Origin of the sequence: Vibrio sp. SCSIO 43135 (assembly GCF_023716665.1) — a bacterium.
In the GTDB taxonomy this organism is placed as follows: Bacteria; Pseudomonadota; Gammaproteobacteria; order Enterobacterales; family Vibrionaceae; genus Vibrio; species Vibrio paucivorans.
The window spans coordinates 2,501,848-2,525,608 of the sequence record NZ_CP071859.1 but is presented as its reverse complement, the minus strand read 5'-3'; the positions used below and the strand labels follow the sequence as shown (position 1 = coordinate 2,525,608).

Sequence of the window (23,761 nt, the reverse complement as noted above, 5' to 3'; positions counted from 1 at the left end):
AGATTTACCGCTAGGGCGGTGTCCCCACACTGCTTTGGCGGTACTAACAATAAAAAAAGCAATTGGACCCATGAGCAAAATGCTCAATAACAAGGACCTGAATATGAAATACGTGAAACACCTTGCTGCTACTGCGGTACTTGGGGCTACGTTATCCACCTCTGCTTGGGCGGGAACGTTAGTGATTAACTCAGATGCCTCCGATCCTGCGCCAAAAAAGGCGTGGGGAGAAATCGTTGAACGCTTTGAGAAAGAAAACCCGGATATTACCGTGAAGTACAACCTATACGATCATGAAGCGTACAAAACTACGATTCGTAACTGGCTAGTGACTTCTCCACCAGATGTTGTGTTCTGGTACGCTGGTAACCGTATGAAGACTTTCGTTGATCGTGGCTTGTTTGAAGATGTTAGTGATTTATGGCAATCACAAGGTATGTACGATGATTTTGCCTCTGCTAAGCCTGCAATGACCATTCAAGATAAGCAGTATGGTGTGCCTTACACGTATTACCAATGGGGCATTTACTACCGCAAAGATATTTTCCAACAATTCGGTATTGCTGAACCAAAAACATGGGACGACTTACTTAAAGCATCGGCGACTCTAAAAGAAAATGGAGTCACTCCATTTACTATAGGTACCAAGTACTTATGGACAGCAGCTGGGTGGTTCGATTACATCAACATGCGCACCAACGGTCTCGATTTCCACATTCAATTGATGGATGGCAAAGTGCCTTACTCTGATGAGCGAGTGAAGAAAACTTTTGCCAACTGGGCACAGCTTGTTGAACCAGGTTACTTCCTAGATAACCATGCATCATACTCATGGCAAGAAGCGCAACCTTTCCTATACAACGGTCAGGCTGCTATGTATCTGATGGGTAACTTCCTAACAGCGAACTTCCCAGAGGATGTGAAAGATAAAATGGGCTTCTTCCAGTTCCCGATTATCGATCCGAATGTGCCAAAAGCAGAAGATGCACCAATGGATACGATTCATATCCCATCGAAAGCTAAGAACAAAGAAGATGCACGTAAATTCCTAGCGTTTGTTGCTCGTGCTGAGAATCAGCAGCTTATCAATGAAATGATGTTGCAGATCCCAACCAACAACAAAGCAAAAGTGAAAGACGATCCGTTCTTGAATAAAGGTGTTGAGATGTTGAATACCGCTTCAGGTACAGCTCAGTTCTACGACCGTGATACTGATCCAGCTATGGCGAAAGAAGGCATGAAAGGCTTCCAAGAGTTTATGGTTCACCCAGAGAGAATTGATAAGATCCTGAAGAAACTAGATAAAGTCAGCAAGCGTACCTTTAAGTAACGTTTGACTGCACCTTATATACCGCCTTTCGTGAGTTAGAGTCCTTTGTCGGTTTATCGAGCAAGCGAGGGGCGGTATTCCCTAAAGTGTCTTTCCGGCACTTTCCCTTCTAAGAGACTTTCTTGTATTTCATTCTTATCGTTAAAGGATGCTGTGATGAAAACTTTTGCTCAAATTCTTGCTGCTAGAGAATGGGAGAATCAGCATATTGTGCACCACAATGTGTTACCTGCTCATGCTCCGCTACATGCATTTTCCGATGAAGCCAGTGCATTGGAGAACCGACAATCTGTCAATCAGTGTTCTCTGAACGGTGAATGGCGTTTTCGTCTGTTTGATGCCCCTGAGCTGGTTCCTGAGGTGTGCGTTGAGAAGAGTTTTGATGACAGCACATGGCATGATATCGCGGTGCCAAGTAATTGGCAGCTAGCGCCTGAAGCAACGCAAGGCCGTGATAAGCCGATCTATACCAACGTAAAATACCCTTTTCCAGACACACCGCCTTATGTGCCTAAGCATAATCCGACGGGGGTATATCGTACTCAGTTTGAGCATCAGATTGAAGAAGGACAGGTTACAGCGATAACCTTTGATGGGGTTAATAGTGCTTTCCACTTATGGTGTAACGGCAAGTGGGTTGGATACTCTCAGGACTCAAGACTTGCGGCGTGTTTTGATTTAACACCATATCTCGCTGAGGGCACCAACCACCTGACAGTCATGGTGATGAGGTGGAGTGATGGTTCCTACTTAGAAGATCAAGATATGTGGTGGCTAAGCGGTATATTCCGCGACGTAACCTTAACGACCAAGCCTACGATTCATATCCGAGATGTAGAAATCCAAACCGAGTTAGACGCGTGTTATCGGGATGCGATACTTCACGTTGAAACTTCACTGTCACGTAAAAACTTACCCCATACGGTTCAAGTGCGCTTATTCGATGGGAAGCATCAGCTGATTGCTGAACAGACGGCCAACGCAGGGGAGCAATTTGTCGATGAGAAAGGCGCTTGGTGCGATAGAGCGCAGCACAGTATAGAGGTAGCATCTCCCAAATTATGGAGTGCCGAACGTCCTTATTTGTACCGTGTTGTTGTCGCGTTGATTGATGAAGCGGGTCAGCTCATTGACTGTGAAGCCTATTCGGTCGGATTTCGTAAAGTCGAAATAGACCAGGGGCAGCTGAAACTTAATGGTAAGGCGCTGCTAATTCGAGGTGTGAACCGACATGAGCATCACCCTGAATTGGGGCATGTTATGACGCGAGACGATATGATTCGCGACATTAAGTTGCTTAAACAAAACAACTTCAATGCAGTGCGTACCGCCCACTATCCTAACCATCCGCTTTGGTATCAACTGTGTGATGAGTATGGGCTATATTTGGTCGACGAAGCGAATATCGAAACACACGGTCAGTTTCCTATGTGCCGCTTGTCCGACAGCGCCGAGTGGCTACAAAGTTACATGCGTAGGATGACGCGCTTAGTTGAGCGGGATAAAAACCACCCTAGTGTGATTATTTGGTCATTGGGTAATGAATCCGGTATTGGCACCAACCACCATGCTATGTACCAATGGGTAAAGCAGCGTGACCCTTCTCGTCCGGTGCAATATGAAGGCGGTGGGGCGATGACAGCCGCAACCGACATCATCTGTCCAATGTATGCGCGCGTAGATTGGGATCTTCCAGTGGTGGCTCATCAGCCTGAAATCACGCCTCGTATCGGTATCAAAAAGACCATCGCATTGCCGAATGAACAGCGCCCACTGATATTGTGTGAATATGCCCATGCGATGGGGAATAGCTTAGGCAGTTTCAATAACTACTGGCAGGCGTTTCGAGACAACCCGCGCTTACAAGGTGGGTTTATTTGGGACTGGGTTGATCAGGGCCTGACCAAAGCAGTACCGAGCGGTGACACATATTGGGGGTATGGCGGTGACTTTGGTGATCATATTAACGACCGTCAGTTCTGTATCAATGGGCTGGTTTTCCCAGATAGAAGCCTTCATCCAACATTACATGAAGTAAAGAAAGCCCAGCAGTTTTACCAGTTTAGCTTGCTATCGCAAACCCCACTAAGCGTCTCCATCGAGAGTGAGAACTTGTTTACAAACAGTGATAACGAAGCGCTTTATTGGAGCATTACCGCCAACGGTCGAGAGGTGGAATCAGGACATATTGAGCTTGCTGTGGGGGCGGAACAAAAAGTGGAACTGGTGCTTGAAAACACTTTACCAAGAGTAGAGCCCGGGGCGGAGTACCATTTAAACTTGCAGGTAAAATTAGTTAACGATACGGCTTGGGCTAAGGCTGGCCATATCACTGCAATAGAGCAATTTGAGCTTTTGGGGTGTGGTGAGCTATCTCTTACCAACGACAAACCTATGTGGCAGGCTAATGTCGCTGATAACGAAAATACGCTTTTGGTCTACAGTGATCTATTTGCGATTGAGTTTGATAAAGCGCTTGGCGCGATTGCGAGTTGGAAAGTTAACGACAACGAAAAGTTACGCCAACCCATTGTCGATAACTTTTACCGGGCCCCACTGGACAACGATATTGGTACCAGTGAAGCCGACAAGCTTGATCCTAACTCTTGGTTTGCTCGATGGCAGTCGATCGGTTTAGCCAGCTTGCGCCGCGAAGCGTTCGACCTTGAATGGTATTACACCCGCAGTGGGGTTGAAGTCATCTGTCGCCAAGCTTATTACCATCACGACAAACTGTATATTACGTCCGACTGGCGATACCAAATTGATTCTGTAGGACAAGTAGACATCAAAGTCGATGTATCGCTAGCGAACGATCTACCGCCATTGCCGAGGATTGGCATGGAAGTCGCGATGTTTGATCACGATGAAAGTGAGCACCAGTTGCCAGTGAGCTGGTATGGGCGTGGGCCACATGAAAACTACCCAGACAGAAAGTTATCAGCTCATATGGGGCACTATGAGGCAAGTATCGCCGATATGCATACGGGGTACATCTTCCCATCAGAAAATGGCTTGCGCTGTGATGTGCAGCAAGCCGCTGTTGGTGAACTTAGCGTTAAAGGCCAGTTCCATTTCTCGGTGAGTGAATACAGTCAGCAAAATTTGGCTCAAGCGAAGCACACTAATGAGCTGACTAAGAGCGATACTTTGTTTGTGCGTATTGATGGCTTCCATATGGGGGTAGGTGGCGATGACTCTTGGACTCCGAGTGTGCATAAGGCGTATCAACTGACACAAAATCGATACCGATATCAGGTCTGCTTGCAGTTTCAGCAGTAGCCGTAACTTACTTTGAGGGTTTACCGTCAATGACTCAGATTATTCAGCTTCACAGTCCACTTGTCTCCTTGTTAGTGAAGCTTACACCTGCGCCCGAAATTGTGTATTGGGGAGCGGCTATTACACCACTGAATGCTAATCAGATAGAGGCATTCATACATACTCAACAGCGAGCGGTGCCACAAGCGCGGCTCGATCAAGATGTGCCGCTAACCTTGTGTCCAGAACTGGGGCGAGGCTCATTTGGGGCATCTGGTATCGAAGGCCATCATGCTGGGCTTAATGCTATGCCAAGGTTTGAATACCTTTCCCATCAGCAAAATGACAATGTGGCGGAGATACATTGTTTAGATCAGCAAGCAAACTTAGCGCTCAGCATCACACTCGCACTCGACTTTGCCACTGGCGTACTACGCAAGCAGGTGACACTCACCAATCAGTCAGGAGCTGATTATACGTTAAACAAATTGGCGCTTACTCTGCCTGTCCCACATCGAGCTAATGAGGTTGAGAGTTACTACGGTAGATGGAGCCGAGAACTACAGGCCAACCGGCAGTTGATTTCTCATGGTGCTTGGAGCGCTGAAAACCGCCGTGGCCGAACATCGCATGAATACTTTCCGGCGTGTTTACTCGGCCAGAGCGGATTCAGCGAGCAAAATGGGGAAGTGTGGGGCTTTCATCTGGCTTGGAGTGGTAATCATCAACTGCGCGCAGAAGTGAAAAGCGATGGTCGCCGTTTTATGCAAGCCGGGGAGCTATTACTGCCGGGTGAAATCGTACTGGCCGAAAATGAAAGTTACACCACGCCGGAGTTATACGCGTCATACAGCCGTTCGGGGATTAACGGTATACGTGCAAGCCATCACCAGTTTGTCCGCGAGCAGGTTCTAGCCTTTGATGCTAACAAACCGCGTCCGGTTCACCTTAATACTTGGGAGGGGATCTACTTTGAACACGATCCTGAGTATATCTGCCAGATGGCGACCGAAGCTGCCAAGATTGGCGTTGAACGTTTTATTATTGATGATGGGTGGTTTAAAGGGCGAAATGACGACAAGTCTTCGTTAGGCGATTGGGTACTGGATCAAAGTAAATATCCCAACGGCCTCCATCCGGTTATTGAGCACGTGAATCAGCTCGGAATGGAGTTTGGTATTTGGGTTGAACCAGAAATGGTCAACCCAGACTCGGATCTGTTCCGCGCTCATCCTGAATGGTTGCTAGCTGCACAAGGCTATGAGCAGCCAACGGGGCGTTATCAATATGTATTGAACCTGCAAAACCAAGACTGCTTTGATTATTTGTATCAGAGCCTAGATAAGCTGCTTGCAGAGCACAATATTGGTTACGTGAAGTGGGATATGAACCGAGAACTGGTACAGCCGACTCACCAAGGACAAGCTTCCGTTAATGGGCAAACACGCGCTTTATATCGCCTTATCGATAAGTTGAATCGCGCCCACCCAAATGTAGAGATTGAGTCTTGCTCTTCGGGTGGTGGACGGATTGATTACGAAATTCTCAAGCGAACTTGTCGCTTCTGGACTTCAGACTGCAACGATGCATTGGAGCGCCAAACGATTCAAAAGCACATGGGGATCTTTTTCCCTCCAGAAGTGATGGGTGCGCATATTGGTCCTAAACACAGCCATACCACGCGCCGAACTCACAGTATTAACTTGAGAGGTTTAACTGCGTTGACTGGCCATATGGGGGTAGAGCTGGACCCGGTAAAAGAGTCGGAATCAGAAAAGCAGGCTTTCGCTCATTACATTACTTTGCATAAACACTATCGTGAGTTGTTGCATCATGGGCGCAGCTTTTATCTCGATAACATCGATGATACGCATTTAGCCTATGGCGTGAGCAATGGTTCGCAAAGTATCGTCATTGTGTGCCAGTTAGCGATGCCAGACTATGCATTACCTGATCCTATTCGATTGATAGAACTTAACCCAAGCGCGAACTACCACATTAAGTTGGTGGATTACCCACAAAGCAGTGCTTCGCTGATGAAGGAAAATGCGGGCTGGTGGGAGAGCGGTGAGCTGGTCGCTAACGGAGAGTGGTTAATGAATATGGGGCTATCGTTACCCATTCTTGACCCTGAAGCGGCGTTATTACTTGAAGTCACGGAGTTGGCTGAATAGATGAATGCTTACTCGAGATAAAAAGAAAGGGCACCTAATGGTGCCCTTTTTAATAACTTTATCGCGGGGATTTACTTGTCTTCGGTGAAGAAGTCGTTGTAAAGCATGTATAGGTGCGCGGCACTCCAAGAGAAGTTAGGTGCACCTTGTTGATCGCCCGTTAGTGGGTTGTAGTTCTCGCGGATTGGGCCGTCTTGAACTAGGCCGTCAGCGTTGTCGAAGAAAGCAGTTGCCATTTCAACCGCATCTTCGCCGTAACCGTAACGGTCCATACCTTTCAGGCCGAAGTAGAACTGATCCACCCATACACGTCCACGCCAGTAGATATCTGGGCCAAACGCAGGGTTAGACAGCGCTGCAGTGCCTAGTGGAACGTAAGTGTTGAACTCTTCAGTATCTTTCATCACTTTCACCACAGAGTCAGCATTGGCTTGTGTTGCGGCTCCATTGAATAGTGGAGACCAACCCTCTGGGCCCATGCCGCGCTCTACGATTGGTTTACCCGCACAGCCATTTGCTAATGGTTTGTCTTCGATACGGATGTCGTAGAAGAACCCTGTGCTTTCGTCGAACATACAAGTGTTGATGTAATCGGCTAGGTGTTTCGCTTTTGCGCGGAACGCTTTTGCGTCTTCATCTTTGCCTAACATGTCGGCCATTTCCGCTAGGTATTGGTTATCGCTGAACATGTAGCTGGCTTGGTCAACGGACTCTTGCAGCAGTGAGTAACCCAATAGAGTGCCATCTTCCGCACGGTTTTGTGCAAACTCTACGTCCCAATCACTGCGCTTACCGCCGTTCGCAACATAAGCATCTAGCTGATCTTTGTCGATGAAACCGAATACGGCTGCGTCATCACGGCCAGATTCCCAAGAAGCTGCTGTTTGAGCTGGGCTTTCGATGTAATCGTAATCACCCTTCGCCATGACTTCTGCCAGTGCTTTCTTACCGATGATGGTCTCGTGATCGTCGCCACGTACCACGGTGAAGTACATTTCACCTTCTGGTGTGTTGTGTGCTTTATCGACAGCTGCACCGTACTCAGGAACGCCGTTACCGTTGTTATCACGGTTACGTAGCCACCAATCATGGTAAGCCACTAGCTTAGGATACATTTCCTCGATCCATGCTTTGTCACCAGTGGTTTTGTACACTTCCATTACTGCCCATGCCGCAAGGCTTGGCTTAGTGTTACGCTCGTTCCAGTTGCCACCATCACCGCCACGTTCTGGGCTTAGGTTGTAAGCGAGTAGGTCTGGCACATAGCCTTCGTCCCAAGGGCGTACTGGATCGTCTGCTTGGATCTGGTATGCGAACATTGCGCGAATGTTGTCTTTCGCTACATCTGGGTTGAAGTGCGCCATTGCGTACGCTTGTTTCCACGTATCCCACGGCCAAGTTTGGTTACCTGAGAACCAACGCGCCGTCACAGAAGGTGTCACAGAGTCAAACTTCATTGCACCAGCAACACCGCGCCAGTTACCGTTCAATGTTTCCATTGATTTAACAGCTACGCGCTCTTGCTCTGGTGTAGCGTGCGGGTTGGTTAAGCCTTTCTCTAGGTAGTCTTCCCAGCGCTGCTCAGAAGCTTCTAGGTAAGATTCTGGGTTGCCTAGAATATCGGCAATCTTCGCCTGTTCAGCTTGATTCTCTTGCGCGGTTAATACATGTGTGTAAGTAGTGTAGATCGTCGTTGAGCCTTCTACGCTTGCTTTAGACGTAAAGCGGTGGCCATCGACTTCTGTTTCCATATCGATAGATTTGTGGATTTGATACTCAGATTCACCAGAAGTCAGAAGATCCCAAGTAGAACGAACTTTGCCAAATGTGACTTTAAGGCCGTCGTCGGTTGCGACGATCGTACGGTTGTAATCTGGGTATTGCTCATCAATCGTTTTATCTGATTGAGGTTCACCTTCTTTCGCGTGGTATTTCTCTAGCAGTTCACCGTCCCACACTAGCTCTACTGGAGTGTCAGACGTGATTTTAGTTTCCAATAGAGAAGTACGGTCTGAAGCGAAGCGGATAGTCATTTCAACCGTCACATCCTTAGATGTGAGTTTTTGAACTAACGCGCCAGGCAGGCTGTAAGCGTCCATTTCGAACGCGACTTTCTGACCATCTTTGTACACGCTTAGGCGGTCAAAGTTGTTCGCCATGAAGTTAATGTATTCTTCGGTTAATAGCGCAGTACCCGGGAAGCCGCCCATGCCGTCTGCGTTATCTGGTAGCAGGTGGCCGTGCCATGCACCTAGGTCGAAAAATGGGTTGTAGCGTTGGTGATCATCGAAATCGTAATCGCGCATGTATTCTGGTGAACCAGTACGATCAATGACGTTCTTAAATTCGTTCGCTTGTAGCGGCGCTTCAGAAGAAGTAAGCGCGTTACAGCCAGATAGTGTGACTACAGAACCAACGGCTAAAGCGATCAGCGTTTTACGTAAAGTCATGAATTAATCCTCGGTTTACCAGTAGAAGTATTGCATTGCGAAAACTTGAGCGTCGCCAGTGACATTGTCGTCACCAACTGCGAAGCGGCTATCGAAGGCTGTTGCCCACGTACCGTTGCCGTATTCCCACCAAACACCTGCGTTGATGTATGACGTGATTTCGTCTTCCGCAGTATCAGATTCGAAGTTTGCGTAGTTATAAGCAGCAGATAGGTAGACGCCCGGGGCTGCTTCGTACCAAGTACTGGTCATAAAGCCTGACTCAGTGCCGTCTGAAACTTGGTTGCCTTTGTCGGTATCGTGCCATACACGTGCTGCAACGTTTTTGTATTCAGCACCCAATAGGAATAGCTCACCGCCATCGTTGTTACGAACTTCGGCACCACCTAAAAGGGTTAGGTTTTCGGCGATATCATATTGAATATAACCGTTGACCATTGCGTTCTTGTCGATCCATTGATCGGCAAAGCGGTCGTATTTGCCAAAGTTCACCCAAGAGTCATCTTCAGAGAAGTCAGACTCTGGTGCTGCAGAGATGCTGTAGCGGAACTTACCGTCTAAGTTCTGGATTTTTGCGCCTAAGAATACGTCACGGGTATTGGAAATAACGTAACCGTACTCAACAGTTGCATCGCCCCACCACTGGATATCATCCAGAGAAGAGTCCATACGACCAACCATAAATTCTGTATTGCCATCAGTGCGGTAGCCAGCATAGAAGCGGTTAAAACCACCTTCAAAGCCGCCCCAACCGTGGCCTGTTGCCCAAGCATTGCCATCGTCGTCTGCCTGAACTGTCCAGCCTTCCATGTAGGCCAGACCAAACCAGTTACCATACTCGACCGCTAAACCACCTTCGATATACGTACCGTCGGCGTAACGGCCTTTGTCGTCACCCTCCAGAGCAACATGACCACCCACACCCAATTCACCGTAAAAGTCGAAGCTCAACTCTGGCGAGCTGGCTTGTGGTGGTTGAGTGGTGCTGTGGTTGGCTTCGCTTTCAGCAGCGTGCACGTTCACAGCAGCAAGAATTAACCCGGATAAAACAGTTTTAGTAAAATGTAATTTCATTTTAGTCACTTCTTAATTGTGTAGGAATTTGCTTGGTGGGCCTGGTTGATTCTGTTGGGGTGTGCTCTATAGGCGTATGATCAACTTTGCGCACTAGCTGATGATAATTTTATCGATCAATCTAAGTTTGACTAAATGCTCTTTAGTTAAGGTGTGATCTATATTTAGTAAAATTTTACCTTTTGAGGTTTTTTGATGTTTAAACGATATAGCTGAGGTATTGGCATACGGAATTAATCTGCAATTGATTGATATGTGTCTATGTATGATAGGCTGGGGGACCACACAACCATGCAGTGAGAAATGATGTGACTGATAAAATTACCATTCGCTCTTACAGCCCATCTTCCGATGGACACAGTCACGTTCATCATCAAGTGTTGTTGCCATTGCGTGGATTCATTGATTTAACGCTCGACGGGCGAGCGGCAAGTGTGTCGTATGGAGATTGTGTCATCATCGAATCTGGGTGCTTCCATGAGTTTAAAGCCCGAGAAGACTTTCGTTTTCTCGTTATCGATGTGGATGAGTTGCCAGAACGATTACTGACTTTGCAACACCCAATTCTGCATTTAGATGAAGCCAGTCATCACTACATCCGCTTTATTGAAAAACAGCTTGAGCTTTCAACGTCGGCAGAGCTGGAGGAAAACATGATGGTGCTGTTATTTGAGTTACTTGTTCGTCAAGAGTCTGGAGAAAAAGTCGACAGTCGAATCAAGAAAGTCATTCAATATCTGAATCAAGATATTGCCAAGCCACACACCATTGAAGAGCTGGCTGACGTTGCCTGTCTAAGCCCTACTCAATTTAAACATCTGTTCAGTAAAGACATAAAACTTACGCCGTTGAAATACCTCGCTAAATTGAGAATGGAGCGAGCGAGTACGCTGTTGGCAAACACCGACTTGCCCGTTAGCATCATCGCCGAGAAAGTCGGGTTTAGTAGCGCATCTTCGTTTACTCGCAGTTTTACTCGATATTTTAATCAGCCACCTAAGCAGCATCGTTGGCAAAGTTAGCCGGGCGAGCGTGGGTATACTTTCGGTAAAGTATCACTGCACTTGCGACAATGACCATTCCTAGCAAAGTGGTGAGTGTCAGTGGCTCATCAAACAGCAAGTAGTCAAATAAGTACGTCAGCACTGGGATGGCGTAAAATAGGACGCTAACTTTGTCGGCACTGTCTTGTTTGACCATGTACATCAGTAGCAGCAATGCGCCGACCGACACGACTAAACTCATCCACAGCCAAGCAAATACAAACTCGCCCGTCCAATCTACTTGCCATCCGGTCAGAAGGGTTAAACCGCTAAACGACAGTGTCGCTAAACCGCTTTGGTAGAACATCGCTTGCACCGAATGCACTCGAATGTTCGCCTGCCAAATAGTTCCACCGGTAATGGCCAGCAAAGCACATAGGGCGAAGCCAAAACCCGTTGCTGCAATGTGTTGGATGCTTTGCGAACCTGAAATGGCAATTGCTAGCCCAGCAAACCCGACCATAAGTAATATGATCTGAGTAGCCGTGAGTCGCTGCTTGCACAGTAGTGGCGTAATCAGCGGTTGTAAGCCAAGTACTAAAGTCACCAAGCCTGGGGAGATGCCTGAGCCAATCGCCAAAATATAAAAGGCGAGATACAACACTTGCAGCATTAGTCCGACAGCGAGAATGCTTTTGAAATCCTGACGTCGAACCTGCGTAAATCCATTGGGATAGAGGCGTTTGGCTATCAGATACATCATACTGATACAGGCGAATGAGAGTGCAGCTCGCAGAGTTAAAAAGCTCCATTCTGAAGCAAACTGCAATCCGAGTTTTACGATTACTGCGCCACTGCTCCACATAACAAGAAACAGAACCGGGGCAAAGGTGTTGAGGTTTTTCATTTTGGTTTCCTTAACCGCAAACATGACTAAATGGAATAGGTCGTGGGCGCACACGTTAAGGAAAACTATACCGTGGCTTATGAAATGAGAGTTGTCCGAAAAGACGGTTTAATGTGCTTTGAAGGCGAAGTTTCTGAGGAGTAGGAAACAAAAAAGGGCACCTTTCGGTGCCCATGGACTTACTAATGGACTAGTAAATTAGGAACTTATGCTTGAGTCGCTGGCTTACCAGACTCTTGGTTAGCGGCTTTTTTTGCTTGCTTTTTTTCGAAGCGAGAAATCCACCACCATGCCAGAGCCGAGAAGACTGCGGTCATAAATACGTTGATGAAGAAGGCGCGAACTAGGTTTACACCTGTTGGGAACGCCGATGCTGTCATACTGACAACGAAGATCAGAATCAGAACAGAAACCACTGCCATACCAAAGTTACGAGACCCCATGCGGAAGTCACGTGGTGTGTCGTCGAACTTCAAGCGGAACACAAAGTACGCCACCATGATGAAGATTGGCGGTAGCATTGCTGTACCTGCTGTTAGGTTAATTGCTTGGTTCATCATGTCTTGAACAGACTCTGAACCAAAGCCATTCACCACTAGCATCACAACAACGAATGCGAACTGCCACCATGCTGCGCGAACAGGTACACCGTGCTCGTTTAGCTCAGTCGTTTTTTCGCCGTAAACGCCTTTTGGAATTTCAGAGAAGTGGATTTTTACTGGAGCCGCTGTCCACATCATCATTGAGCCGAACATTGCGATGAAGAGTACGATACCAACGAAGCGACCAACCATAGCGGTAGAAACGTCAAAGTACTGAGCCATACCAGTGAAGATCTCTACCATACCACCGGCGTAGGTTAGGTCTTCGCGTGGAACGAATACGTTCACGAGTAGTGAGCCAATGGCGTACATTGCACCAATAAGCACACCAGCAAGGATGATCACTTTGATGAAGGCTTTTTGGCCACCTTTTACATCTTTTAGGTAAGCTGCTGCCGTTTCTGCACCGCCGGCTGCTTGGAAAATCCAACACATGATACCTAGCGTTGCCCAGTTAATTGTTGGGCTCATTGCTTCCATTGTGATTGGTTCTGCAGGAGTGTAGTCGCCGCCGCTTAGTGCCATCAATGCACCTAGAACGTAGATACCGAACAGTGCAAATACACCGTAGGCAACAATCTCAGAAATCTTACCTAACCAAGATGCGCCCTTAGTTGAGATATGAGTGGCTGCTGCAAACAGGACAATGGAGATGATTGAGGTCACCATTGGTGAGAAGGTGTATTCGTAACCCAGCATCGCGTAAGACGCGTAGGCAATAACGTTTGGCAGTAGCGATACGAACCAAAACAGGTTTACGAACCAGTATAAGAACGAGCCAAGGTAGGCTGCTTTTGAGCCAAGTGGCTGTTTAAGCCAGTCATACATGCCCGACTCAGAGTTTTTATTCGCAGAAACGAATTCCGCGATAATAAATACGAAAGGAATGAAGTAGACAATCGTCGCCAGCAAGAAAATAGGCGCAGAGCTCAGGCCTAATTCAATGTTGTTGTTTACGATGTTGCGGACGTTAAATACCGCCGCAAATGTCATCGACAGCAAGGCAAATTTGCCAATGGTGCCGCGCATAGATTCAGACATAGTGTCCTCCAATGAATCACGTCTAGTATACACTCTATCTTTATTGAGTGTTTTGTAAGTTGTAGGTCTGGTACTTGTGCCTGACCCGCTTATAGTTCAATCAGAGAGGCCAGTGAGCATGTCACTCACTGGTCCCGCTGTTATTCGTCGAGCTGTTCGTTGTCCAGCTCTTATTTGTTAAGGAAGTAGCCGTCTTCAATCGTGACCTTGAGAACCACTTTTCGAAGCTGTTCACTGTGGCTAAAACGATGCGCCTGATCGTTGTCGAAGATAACGACTTGGCCTGCGGCGACAGAAGTCACGTCCCCTTGACCTTGAAAATATTCACGGTCAGTTTCATCGCGGTAGGCTTCGACTTGCTCTAGGTCTACCTTGTTTGCCACTTCAATGCTTTCTGTACCAGTGAGGTAGTAGTGAACATCGAAATAACGGCGGTTACCTTCAAATGTGTCAGTGGTTTTAGCTGCGCCGTCTTGAATCATGTACACCAAGGAATCGCCAATGGAATACATAACGCCATCTTTGATATTGCCAATGTTTTCAATCGCTTCGATACAACGATTCCATTTACGGCCATCGCGATATACCACTTTAAATTGCTCTAAGCTGTCTAATACGATCATGGGTTATGCCTCGTTAACGCTAGAGCCTTGGTGTGACTCAGTCGTTGTAAAAAAATCAGTGTCGAAAGAGTGGTTCATCAAGCTTGCTGCGGTGCAATCGCCTGCTTGGAAAGGCACTAGCGATACGCCGTAGCGGAACTCATCCATGTATACGCGGTAAGAGTCCAGCACTTCACTGCCCCAAGAGTTAGAACCGAGACCCATTACTTGGATATCGAGGTTCAAGGTGATGTAGCCGCTTTTCTCTAATTCGATGGTGTGCTGCGCTTGATGCAGGTTTTCATTGGTGTAGAACCAAGCACTGAAGTTGATTTCTTGTTGCGGCTTAACCGCTAAACCACAGCCATGACGGTTAGAAAGTGCTGCCCAGCGGACATGCTGACGGTTACCGTTGTTTTGCGGGAACGGATAGTTCTCGAACATGTCGCCAACAGTCGATTGGTACACGTCAATCACGTTGGCTTGTTGGCTGTCTTGGTAGTTTTCTTCTGGACCACGTCCGTAGTATTGAACTTGGTCGAAGTCACCGTTGATGCCTAGGTCGAGGCCGATAGCTGGAATGACATGTGGGTAGTCGCCGTAGCGTTCGCCACTCACTTCCACATTTAGCTGGCCGTTTGCTGTGATTTCATAGCGATAAGTACAGCGCATACCAAAATCAAATACTGGAGGTGCCACAATGCTGGTGGTTGTGATACGAACACTACCGTTGTGCTGCTGTACATCTAGGCTGCGGAAGTGCTCTTGCATGATTTGCAGGTGAGCAGGTTCCCATAAACCATCGTGTTCTTGCTTATGGTTGTCGATCATCGGCTTGAAGAAGCTCAGTTTAGGCTCTGACTTAATCAGTTGTTCGCCGTTGACGATCCATGAGGTTAGCTTGCCGTTTACCTTCGAGAAGTTGATGACAAAGTTGTGCCCTTGGATTGAGTAATCTAAACGAGACTCTTGCAATTGAAGTTCTGTCGCATTGCTGTTTTGGTACGCAGGCAGCTGAGCCGTATTTTGCTTCAATTGGAATTGATAAACCGCGATATCGTGGTTTGCATCGCTGTAAGCGGTGCGAGAGTCTTTACGTACTGTGAAGTTGATAAAGGCTTCACGGGTATCCAACTCTGGTAGTTCAAGTGCGATTTCACGCTGTGAGTTTTCAGCTAACTCTTCCACTTTGAATTGCACGCTGTGTAGGGTTTCACCTTCAGCTCGAATATCGGCGGTGATGGTGTAGTCATTGAGGTCGCTAAACCACAATTTATTTTCCACGACGAAAGTGCCTGCTTTGGCGTCCAAAGCGCGAATCTTCACTGGCGCGATAACTTGTTTGTACTCTTTAAGGCCTGGGCCCGGTGTTTGGTCTGGGTAGATCAGGCCATCCATACAGAAGTTGTAGTTATTTGGGTAATCGCCGTAGTCGCCACCGTATTTATAAAACTCGGTTCCAGCTTCATCACGAGCTAGGATGCCATGGTCACACCATTCCCAAACGTAGTGACCTTGAATATGGTCGTGTTGGTAGAACACATTTTGGTATTCGGTCAAACCGCCAGGGCCGTTACCCATAGCGTGTGCGTACTCACAGATAATGCGAGGCTTATCGTGCGGGAACTCACCGAAGTAGTTCATCAGCTGCGCACGTGAATACATGGTAGAAATAACGTCTACGACCTCAGCATCACGATCTTCTTCGTAATGGACTAGGCGAGTGTCATCAATGAGTTTCGCGGCGTCGTACATCGCACGAATATTACAGCCGTACCCAGATTCATTACCCAGTGACCACATGATGATTGAAGGGTGGTTTTTCTGAGCATGAATATGACGTTCAATGCGCTCGACGAAAACGGCTTCCCACGCAGCATCGTTGGTAATTCGGCTTAAATCGCCAACGTTGGCAAAACCGTGTGTCTCAACGTCGGTTTCAGCCATGACAAACAAACCGTAAATGTCACACAGTTCGTAGAAACGTGGGTCATTTGGATAGTGCGCGGTACGTACTGAGTTAATGTTGTGCTGCTTCATCAGCACAATATCTTTCTCGACGCGATCCATACCAACCGCACGACCTTTGAGGTGGTCGTTATCGTGGCGGTTAACGCCGTGCAACATCACGTATTTATTGTTGATGTAGAACAAGCCGTCACGAACTTTGATGTCACGGAAGCCAACGCGTTGAGGAATCACTTCAACCACGTTGCCTTGTGCATCTTTTAGCGTGATAACCAATTGGTAAAGGTAAGGGTTTTCAGCTGTCCAATGAGTCGGTTCGCAAACATCAATTGCAAATTGGGTGTGGCTTTTGTCTGCGATAGACAGGTTGGCGCAAGAGCCTTGTGCGACAACCTGTTTTTTATCAAATAATGTGTACTCAAGTGAGTAACCTTGTGCTTCGGCAGCGTTAAGGTTTTCTAGCTCAACAGCGCAGTTTAATGTCGCGCTTTGGTAATCGTCGGCGAAGTCAGTGCGAACCGTTAGGTCTTGCACGTGGACTTGCTCTTTACCGACAAGGTAAACATCGCGGAAGATACCGCCTGTCCACCACATATCTTGGTCTTCAATGTAAGTTGAGTCAGCCCACTGCATCACGCGTACCGACAACAGGTTTTCACCTTGGTTGACGAACGCTGAGATGTCGAATTCTGCCGTCAGGCGGCTGCCTTTACTAAAACCAACATATTGGCCGTTCACATACACTTCAAAGTAGGTTTCTACACCATCAAACTTGATTAGGGTCTGTTTGTCGTTCCAGTTAGCACCAAGGTTAAAAGTACGCTGATAGGCGCCGGTTGGGTTATCGCTTGGTACGAAAGGTACATCAATCGGGAATGGGAAACCTTCATCGGTATATTGAAGATCGCCGTGGCCTTCCATTTGCCACATGTTCGGTACAGTAATACTGCCCCAGTCGGTCATTTTCTGTGTGTAAAACTCTTCAGGCACCAGTAGTGGGTTGCTGAAGTAATTGAAATTCCATTGACCGCTGAGTAATTGAAAACGACTACTTAGCTCACGTTGAAATGTTGTTGCGCTTTGAACTGAGTCGTATGAGAAAAAGTAAGCACGAGGTGCTAAACGGTTCTCATGTAAATGGAGGAAGTTTTCCCAGTTGTTCACGTTTCTCTCCCCTCGGCGACTGCATGAACGCCGACGTTCTATTGGTAAAATAACTATCTGGGAAAGATATTAGTAAAACTTTTACTAAAATAAATTTGTGAAAACGTTTTACTTTAACTTGGTCACGTTTTATTGAGTGATTTATCGAATTGCTGTGATCGAGTTAAAAGCACCTAGATTAAATGAGGAATTAGCGGGAACTTGTGGCAAATAGCACAAAAAATGTTGGGTAAAATTGAGAGATAAAAATAAAGCGCTGATAAATCAGCGCTTTATTTTTAATGTTTGCAGAGAGTGAGCTTATTTGGTGGTGCCGCGTAGCTTAAGTTTGCTTGGTACGTAGACTTGCAGTGGCAGCGCTCGACCATCACGAACTTTTTCTACTAAAAGGTTTACTCCTTGAATCCCCATCATCTCTGAGTGAATGCGCACTGTTGATAGAGAAGGGAAAGTAAACTTGGCTGTTGGGATGTCGTTTACGCTAATCAAAGAGATGTCGTCTGGGATATTCAAGCCATGCTCATGAATGGCACGCAGCACGCCAATGGCAATAGAGTCCGACGCTATAAACAGCGCATTCGGGAAATCCGGCTTGCTCAACATTTCTTTGGTTAGGTCGTAACCCGATGAACTCGAGAAGTCGCCTCGGTAGATATCGTTAGGTGACACCACACCTTTAAGTTGGCCGTACTCAGAAAATGCCATTTCACGAATGTCGGGGGTGTTCGGTGCGTCTTCACCGCCAATAAAACCAAGCCTTGAATAGCCTTGATTTACAAAGAAGTCGACGATTTCTTTGCTGATTCGAGTCAAGTCAATATCAACCGAGTCGTAAGGCAACTCGGGAGATTGGAAATCCACATTACAGATATTGTCTGTGAGTTTTTGCGCTTGTTTAAGTGCTGCTGGGGTGCAGCGACCAACCAGTAAAATGCCGGTGATTTTGTGGTTTTCGATCTCGATGTGGTTGTCGTAGCAGTTGGTCAGTTCAATTCCCAACTTATCACATTGAGTTTCGATGCCGTGTCGAATCGACAGGTAATACGGGTCGTTAACTTCAGCTTCTTGCTTATGGTTGTAGAGTGCAAGAAAGTGATGGTTCTGCTTTTTACTTAAAATGGACTTTTTCGAGCTGCTGGTTTTGTATTCCAGCTTTTCAGCGATCTCCAAAATTCGGCGTTTAGTGTCTTCTTTTACGCTCAGAGTGGGATCGTCATTGAGTACTCGGGAAACCGTGGCTAATGAAACACCGGCTTCTGTTGCTATGTCTTTTAGAGTTGCCATGTTCACTTCCAGTTGGCGTCGCTCTCGTCAAGAGAATAAAGGTATCTGTTGTCTATTGTAATAAAAGCAATAAACGATGCACTAATTTTTTACTAAAAATTTTCGAAACAATAGTGGTTTTTGTCTCGCTTTGATAAATCAATATTAACTTGCTGATTTTTATAGCAGTTATGGTTTGATCGTGACCGCTATTCAACGGCACCTCTCATGTGGCGCATTATGGAATTTTGTGGAAACGTTTACACAATGCGAATTTGATCACAGCAAAGTGCCTAAGTTGGCTGCTAGACTTTTAGTCAATTTGATACGTCAGGCATTAATTCTCGCCATCACGGCGCAGTTAATGTCGATAACGCTAGCAGGAGAAGCTGAAGTGAAAGTTCTGGTGACAGGCGGTATGGGTTACATCGGTAGCCACACATGTGTACAAATGATTGAAGCGGGTATGGAACCGATCATCGTTGATAATTTGTGTAATGCTAATGTGGAAGTGCTTAGCCGAATTGAAGTGCTTACTGGCAAACAACCAGCGTTTCATCAAGGGGATATTCGTGACGAAGCCTTCCTTGATTCAGTATTCGCACAACACGATATCCAAGCTGTTATCCATTTCGCTGGCTTGAAAGCGGTCGGCGAGTCCGTCGCGAAACCTCTTGAGTACTACGACAACAATGTAAATGGTTCACTTGTACTGGCGCGCAGTATGCGCAAAGCCGGTGTAAAAAGCATCGTTTTCAGTTCTTCTGCGACTGTTTATGGCGACCCTGAGGTGGTGCCAATTACGGAAGATTCACCGACAGGAGCGACAACCAACCCTTACGGGCGTAGCAAGTACATGGTGGAAGAGTGCCTAAGTGATTTGTTCAATGCTGAAAATGATTGGAGCATTACGCTACTGCGTTACTTCAATCCTGTTGGCGCCCACCCTTCAGGCTCGATGGGGGAAGACCCACAAGGGATCCCAAACAACCTAATGCCATTTATTGCTCAAGTGGCCGTTGGTCGTCGTGAATCCTTAGCTGTATTTGGAAACGATTACCCGACTCCAGACGGCACTGGCGTTCGTGACTATATCCATGTGATGGATTTAGCCGACGGTCATATCGCTGCACTAAAAGCAGTCGGTGAAAAATCGGGATTACACATCTATAACTTGGGTACAGGTAAAGGCTCAAGTGTTTTGGAAATGGTGGATGCGTTTGGCAAAGCCTGTGGTGCTCCAGTGCCTTATGAAATTTGTCCACGCCGTCCTGGTGACATTGCGGAATGCTGGGCTAGTACAGAAAAAGCCCAGCAAGAACTTGGCTGGAAAGCGACTCGCACTGTCGAGCAAATGACGGCTGACACTTGGAAGTGGCAATCGAATAATCCGAACGGATATTCCCTAAAGTCATAGCGCCTGTTGAGCATTGAAGTCGCAAAGAAAGAATTTTTAAAGTTGAGTAATTAAGATGTCGAATATTGAGTTTAACCCTGTAGATCACCCTCATCGCCGCTATAACCCGTTGACTGGTGAGTGGCTGTTGGTTTCACCGCACCGAGCGAAACGTCCTTGGAGTGGGGCGGATGAAAAGCCAAGCTACGAGCAACTGCCAAGCTATGAAGAAAAATGTTTTCTTTGCCCGACCAACGAGCGAATTTCTGGGGATGTGAATCCGGATTATCAAGGAACCTACGTATTTGGAAACGACTTTGCAGCATTGATGCCTGAGTCTCCTGATGCTCCAGAATCCAACAATCCACTGTTCCAAACTCAAGGCGCTCGTGGTTTAAGCCGAGTGATTTGTTTTTCTCCCGATCACAGCAAGACGTTGCCAGAACTATCGGTGCCCGCCATTCGCGGTGTGGTCGACACATGGAATGAACAAATTGAAGAGTTAGGTAAAGATTACGTTTGGGTTCAAGCCTTTGAAAACAAGGGTGAAACTATGGGCTGTTCTCAGCCTCACCCACACGGACAAATCTGGGCAAACAGCTTCTTGCCAAATGAGATCGAGCGTAAAGATCGTAACCAGGAAGCCTACTTTGACGAGCATGGCCGCCCAATGCTGGTGGATTACGTTGAAGCAGAAATGAAAGATGGCTCGCGTACAGTCGTTGAAACCGAACATTGGATTGCCGTTGTTCCTTATTGGGCGGCATGGCCATTTGAAACCATGCTGCTACCTAAAACGCACATTCGTCGCATGAGTGAGCTGACGGAAGAACAACGTGACGACTTAGCAGTAGCGCTGAAGAAGCTGACCAGTCGATACGACAACTTATTCCAATGTTCTTTCCCATACTGCATGGGTTGGCATTACGCGCCGTTCTTTGAGCAAGGCACCAATGTCGATCACTGGCAGTTACATGCTGTGTTTTATCCGCCTCTACTGCGAAGTGCGTCAGTACGTAAATTCATGGTGGGATACGAAATGCTGGCTGAAACTCAGCGTGATTTAACCGCAGAGCAAGCCGCGCAGCGCCTACGTGATTTAAGCGATATTCACTACAAAGAACAGTAACTGAATGGGCGCAGTGCGCCTGTTTGCAATCATTGATTCAAGGTTCCGCCACGCCAAGTTAGATGCGAAACCTCACTAAAAATTCTAAGCCGAGATTTAACTATGTCTGAACTAATCCAAAATGTGAAAGCGTCTTTTGAAAACGTATTGGGCTATGCACCAAGCCACATTATTCAAGCGCCGGGTCGAGTCAACTTGATTGGTGAACATACCGACTACAACGACGGTTTTGTACTGCCATGTGCGATTAACTATCAAACAGTGGTTGCGGCGGCAAAGCGCGATGACAATCGAGTGCGTTTAGTTTCGGTCGATTACGGTGATGCGTTGGATGAGTTCGATATCACAGAAGAAATCACCTTCCAGCAAGACAAAATGTGGGCGAACTACATGCGTGGTGTCGTTAAGTGCTTGCTTGCGCGTGGTTATGAGTTTACTGGTGCCGATATTGCGGTGACGGGTAATGTTCCACAAGGCGCGGGTTTAAGCTCATCGGCTGCGTTGGAAGTGGTGATCGGTCAAACCTTTAAGGTGCTGTACAACTTAGAAATTTCTCAAGCTGAAATCGCGCTAAACGGCCAACAAGCGGAAAATGAGTTTGTGGGTTGTAACTGCGGCATTATGGATCAAATGATCTCTGCAGAAGGTCGAGCGAATCACGCTATGCTACTCGACTGCCGAAGTCTCGAAACTCAAGCGGTTTCAATGCCAGAAGATATGGCAGTGGTGATCATCAACTCAAATAAGAAGCGTGGCCTCGTTGACAGTGAATACAACACTCGCCGTGAACAATGTGAAGAGGCGGCGCGTATTTTCGGTGTGAAGGCTCTGCGTGATGTATCGATTGAGCAGTTCAACGCAAAAGTGAGCGAACTGGATGAGTTAGTGGCTAAGCGAGCTCGCCACGTGATCACGGAAAATGACCGTACGGTAGAAGCGGCACAAGCGTTGCGTAATCACGATATGAAGCGAATGGGCGAACTGATGGCGGAGTCTCATGCTTCGATGCGCGACGATTTTGAAATCACAGTAAAAGAAATTGATACCTTGGTTGAGATGGTGAAAGAAGTCATTGGCGATCAAGGAGGGGTGCGCATGACTGGTGGTGGATTTGGTGGCTGTATTGTTGCACTAGTACCACCGGCTTTGGTCGACGAAGTGAAGTCTGCAGTGGAAGCGAAATATCAGGCTGCGACGGGCCTTAAAGAATCGATTTATGTGTGCCAAGCCAAAGACGGTGCTGGCCTAGTCGAAGCACTGTAAGGACGAAGCATGCATTCAACTCTAGAGCAGTTACAACAATCGATGGCGGCAACGCCATCGTTTGATGGCCAAGTCGCTAAGTTAGTACACCTGACAAATGCCAATGGCATGACCGCATCGTTTATGGATATTGGGGCAACGTGGTTGAGTACCACGCTGCCTATTAACGGAGAATCGCGTGAGGTATTACTGCGTTCTCCAGATATGGCAGAACACATGCAGCAGGGAGCCTACTTTGGCTCTATTGTGGGCCGTTATGCGAATCGAATTGCTGCTGGCAAATTTACGATTGCCGATAGTCACTACCAAGTAGGCATCAACAACGGTGAAAACTCACTGCATGGTGGGCTAGAGGGGTTTGATAAGCGCCGCTGGACCATCGTAGAGCATTCGCCTCAGCAAGCTGTGTTTATGCTCCACTCTCCAGATGGTGACCAAGGTTACCCTGGTCACCTAGACGTGAAGGTGACATATACATTAACCGACGACAACACATTGCACATCGCTTATGAAGCAGAAGCGGATCAAGCAACTCCAGTGAACTTGACTAACCACGCTTATTTCAACTTAGCGGGGGAAGGAAGTGGCGCGACAGCGCTCACCCACAGCTTGCAACTTAGTGCCGAGCATTATCTACCGACTGACTCAGGCCTTATTCCAACGGGCGAGCAAAAGCCAGTTGCCGGTACCAGCTTTGACTTCACGCAACCTAAGCTTATTGGCCAAGAGTTTCTGTCGGAAGCTGACCAAGAAACTGCGGGCGGATACGATCATGCTTTTATCTTCAACTCAGAATTCACTGACGGTAAGAAGGTTGCCGCGGTGCTGATTGCGCCACAAGAAGATGTGGTGATGAAAGTGATGACTACCAAACCTGCCGTTCAATTTTACTCAGGAAACTTTTTGTTTGGTACCCAAGGTAAGAGCAAAGAGTATCAGCGTTACGATGGCGTCGCGCTTGAAACGCAATATTACCCAGATGGGCCTAATCACCCTGAATGGGGGCAAAGCAGTGGCGTGTTACCAGCTGGGCAGCGCTATCATCATAGCACTGCGTACAAATTTGAATTTTAAGGGTTTTGTAGGCTAGAACTGACTGGCTAGGGGGAGAATTAGCTAGTTACTTCGTTTTTTAACGGCCTTTTGGCGAGCTT

The 23,761-nt window shown here is 47.2% G+C and carries 15 protein-coding genes; 8 read left to right on the top strand and 7 right to left on the bottom strand.

All coding sequences use genetic code 11. From position 1 onward, the window contains the following. Window positions 1-103 precede the first annotated feature (103 nt). From J4N42_RS11260 to J4N42_RS11250, 3 genes are all read left to right on the top strand, one after another. Window positions 104-1,330, top strand: a complete 1,227-nt coding sequence (locus tag J4N42_RS11260; RefSeq protein ID WP_252028014.1) for an ABC transporter substrate-binding protein — start codon at window positions 104-106, stop codon at window positions 1,328-1,330. Between the two features lie 156 nt (window positions 1,331-1,486). Next, complete coding sequence (locus J4N42_RS11255; protein WP_252028013.1) at window positions 1,487-4,612, top strand: beta-galactosidase; 3,126 nt, start codon at window positions 1,487-1,489, stop codon at window positions 4,610-4,612. Window positions 4,613-4,641: 29 nt separating this feature from the next. After that, entirely contained in the window at window positions 4,642-6,765 is a 2,124-nt protein-coding gene (locus tag J4N42_RS11250; RefSeq protein ID WP_252028012.1) for an alpha-galactosidase, read from the top strand. Window positions 6,766-6,836: 71 nt separating this feature from the next. Here J4N42_RS11250 and ygjK read toward each other — a convergent pair whose 3' ends face one another. Both ygjK and ygjJ read right to left on the bottom strand, forming a co-directional pair. After that, window positions 6,837-9,215 (bottom strand): alpha-glucosidase, encoded by a 2,379-nt coding sequence (ygjK, locus tag J4N42_RS11245; protein ID WP_252028011.1) that lies wholly within the window; start codon window positions 9,213-9,215, stop codon window positions 6,837-6,839. Between the two features lie 15 nt (window positions 9,216-9,230). After that, window positions 9,231-10,289: a protein YgjJ gene (gene ygjJ, locus J4N42_RS11240; protein ID WP_252028010.1), complete on the bottom strand. Its 1,059-nt coding sequence runs from the start codon at window positions 10,287-10,289 to the stop codon at window positions 9,231-9,233. A 308-nt stretch (window positions 10,290-10,597) separates the two neighbouring features. Here ygjJ and J4N42_RS11235 point away from each other — a divergent pair, with 308 nt between their 5' ends. After that, window positions 10,598-11,311 carry an AraC family transcriptional regulator gene (locus J4N42_RS11235; RefSeq protein ID WP_252028009.1) on the top strand — a complete coding sequence of 238 codons (714 nt, stop codon included), beginning with the start codon at window positions 10,598-10,600 and terminating at the stop codon, window positions 11,309-11,311. Here the strand turns inward: J4N42_RS11235 and J4N42_RS11230 are convergent. From J4N42_RS11230 to ebgR, 5 genes are all read right to left on the bottom strand, one after another. Next, complete coding sequence (locus J4N42_RS11230) at window positions 11,286-12,179, bottom strand: DMT family transporter (RefSeq protein WP_252028008.1); 894 nt, start codon at window positions 12,177-12,179, stop codon at window positions 11,286-11,288. The two genes, J4N42_RS11235 and J4N42_RS11230, sit on opposite strands and share 26 nt — an antisense overlap. 206 nt (window positions 12,180-12,385) lie before the next feature. Continuing rightward, window positions 12,386-13,822: an amino acid permease gene (locus J4N42_RS11225; RefSeq protein ID WP_252028007.1), complete on the bottom strand. Its 1,437-nt coding sequence runs from the start codon at window positions 13,820-13,822 to the stop codon at window positions 12,386-12,388. A 170-nt stretch (window positions 13,823-13,992) separates the two neighbouring features. After that, window positions 13,993-14,445, bottom strand: a complete 453-nt coding sequence (locus J4N42_RS11220) for a beta-galactosidase subunit beta (RefSeq protein WP_252028006.1) — start codon at window positions 14,443-14,445, stop codon at window positions 13,993-13,995. Between the two features lie 3 nt (window positions 14,446-14,448). Further along, on the bottom strand, window positions 14,449-17,556 hold the full coding sequence (gene ebgA / locus J4N42_RS11215; protein ID WP_252028005.1) for a beta-galactosidase subunit alpha: 3,108 nt from the start codon (window positions 17,554-17,556) through the stop codon (window positions 14,449-14,451). A gap of 300 nt (window positions 17,557-17,856) precedes the next feature. Continuing rightward, window positions 17,857-18,840 (bottom strand): transcriptional regulator EbgR, encoded by a 984-nt coding sequence (gene ebgR, locus J4N42_RS11210; RefSeq protein WP_252028004.1) that lies wholly within the window; start codon window positions 18,838-18,840, stop codon window positions 17,857-17,859. A 373-nt stretch (window positions 18,841-19,213) separates the two neighbouring features. Here ebgR and galE point away from each other — a divergent pair, with 373 nt between their 5' ends. The 4 genes from galE to galM all read left to right on the top strand — a co-directional run bounded on the left by galE (window position 19,214) and on the right by galM (window position 23,681). Then, window positions 19,214-20,236: a UDP-glucose 4-epimerase GalE gene (galE, locus tag J4N42_RS11205; RefSeq protein ID WP_252030832.1), complete on the top strand. Its 1,023-nt coding sequence runs from the start codon at window positions 19,214-19,216 to the stop codon at window positions 20,234-20,236. A gap of 55 nt (window positions 20,237-20,291) precedes the next feature. Continuing rightward, on the top strand, window positions 20,292-21,344 hold the full coding sequence (locus tag J4N42_RS11200) for a UDP-glucose--hexose-1-phosphate uridylyltransferase (protein WP_252028003.1): 1,053 nt from the start codon (window positions 20,292-20,294) through the stop codon (window positions 21,342-21,344). Window positions 21,345-21,446: 102 nt separating this feature from the next. Continuing rightward, window positions 21,447-22,607: a galactokinase gene (gene galK / locus J4N42_RS11195; protein WP_252028002.1), complete on the top strand. Its 1,161-nt coding sequence runs from the start codon at window positions 21,447-21,449 to the stop codon at window positions 22,605-22,607. Window positions 22,608-22,616: 9 nt separating this feature from the next. Continuing rightward, on the top strand, window positions 22,617-23,681 hold the full coding sequence (gene galM / locus J4N42_RS11190) for a galactose-1-epimerase (RefSeq protein WP_252028001.1): 1,065 nt from the start codon (window positions 22,617-22,619) through the stop codon (window positions 23,679-23,681). Window positions 23,682-23,761 lie beyond the last annotated feature (80 nt).